Annotated in this window: 1 protein-coding gene; it reads left to right on the forward strand. The window is 70.4% G+C overall.

Annotated elements, in window-relative coordinates; genetic code table 11:
• Positions 1–46: 46 nt before the first annotated feature.
• Positions 47–557: HhH-GPD family protein (locus FVW20_RS18445; RefSeq protein ID WP_196610718.1), on the forward strand; the 511-nt coding region annotated here is incomplete at its 3' end.

Consider the following 557-nt stretch of genomic DNA (forward strand, 5'->3'; position numbering starts at 1 on the left):
CCGCGCCCGCGCCGCCGACACCGCCGACACCGGCCAGCCCCGCGAACTGCCCACCGCCGCCTTTGCGGAAACCTTTGCCGCGGCCCTGCTGGGCTGGTTTGCCGTGCACAAGCGCCCGCTGCCGTGGCGGTTCGGCTACGAGCCGTATTCGGTGTGGATTTCCGAGGTGATGCTGCAACAGACGCAGATGGACCGGGGGGTGGACTACTTTCTGCGCTGGATGACCCGATTCCCCGACGTTGTCAGCGTGGCCGCCGCCAGCGAGGACGAGTTGCTGAAGGCATGGGAGGGGCTGGGCTACTATTCGCGGGTGCGCAACCTGCACAAGGCGGCGAAAGCCCTGGTGGAGCGGCACGATGGCGAACTGCCCGACGACCCGGAGGCCATCCGCGCCCTGCCGGGCATCGGCCCGTACACGGCGGGCGCCATTGCGGGCATTGCCTTCAACCGCGACGTGACCTGCATCGACGCCAACGTGGAGCGGGTGCTGTCGCGGGTGTTCGACATCGACACCCCCGTGCGCGCCCAGCCCGCCGCCGCGCGCATCCGGGCGCTGG

Origin of the sequence: Nitratidesulfovibrio oxamicus, assembly GCF_015731765.1 — a bacterium.
In the GTDB taxonomy this organism is placed as follows: Bacteria; Desulfobacterota; Desulfovibrionia; order Desulfovibrionales; family Desulfovibrionaceae; genus Cupidesulfovibrio; species Cupidesulfovibrio oxamicus.